Source organism: Streptomyces alkaliphilus (assembly GCF_014141535.1).
Classification (GTDB): domain Bacteria; phylum Actinomycetota; class Actinomycetes; order Streptomycetales; family Streptomycetaceae; genus Streptomyces; species Streptomyces alkaliphilus.
In genome coordinates this window covers 1-721 of the sequence record NZ_VKHT01001564.1, presented here as the reverse complement: position 1 = coordinate 721, position 721 = coordinate 1, and the positions used below count along the sequence as shown (strand labels likewise).

Here is a 721-nt window from a genome sequence, read left to right as displayed (position 1 = left end):
TTCCCGCCCCGACCGAACCGGCGCCGGTCCCCGTTCCGGCCGCCCTGGTCGAGCACGCCCGGAAGGTTGCCGGTGACCACCTGAACCGCACCGGTCACCCCATCGACGCCCCGACCCTGCGGGCCCGGCTCGGTGTTCCCGTGCCGATCGCCGACGCCCTCCTCACCCGACTCCACTGATCGAGAGGACAAACCGCCGTGACCCTCTTCCGCCGCTTCCGCCAGGTGGGCCGCTACGGCCCGGTCCGCGTCGGCACCGCCACCGACAACCGGGGCCGGGAGAAGCACACCGCCGCGTGCACCGCGCCGCGCTGCGGCTTCTCCGCCGAGTACGACACCCGCTCCGCCGCCGAACTCGCGGCCCGTACCCACCGCTGCTCCGCCGTCTGACCCGACAGGAGAGATCCCGCCGTGACCGTCACCCTGCCCCTCGTCCTGGTCCTGGGAATCATCGCCTGGGGCGTGATCAAGTTCCTCGGCGTCCGCCTGTGGGTCGCCCTCACCCTGGCCCTGTTCGGCTTCTACCTGGCCGACACCTTCCTCGCCCCCGCCATCGACTCCGGCACCCGCTCCGGAGTCGAGATCTTCTCGCCCTCACATGACTAGACGAGTAGGTCGCTGAGTCGGCATCCCGGGGCGGCCTCGATACCGCCAAGCATCCGCCGCCCCGGGAGCGCACCCCCTCACGACAAACGCCGCGAAGGAGCACGACCATCATCCCC

The 721-nt window shown here is 71.6% G+C and carries 2 protein-coding genes and 1 pseudogene; all 3 read left to right on the top strand.

Going from position 1 to position 721, the window contains the following annotated elements; translation table 11 throughout:
• A pseudogene (locus tag FNQ90_RS25705) lies at window positions 1–179 on the top strand (DUF2637 domain-containing protein); the annotation flags it as partial.
• 18 nt (window positions 180–197) lie between these two features.
• Entirely contained in the window at window positions 198–389 is a 192-nt protein-coding gene (locus FNQ90_RS25700) for a mobile element transfer protein (RefSeq protein WP_182608498.1), read from the top strand.
• A gap of 21 nt (window positions 390–410) precedes the next feature.
• Window positions 411–605, top strand: coding sequence for a hypothetical protein (locus FNQ90_RS25695; protein ID WP_182608497.1), 195 nt, complete (start codon window positions 411–413; stop codon window positions 603–605).
• Window positions 606–721 lie beyond the last annotated feature (116 nt).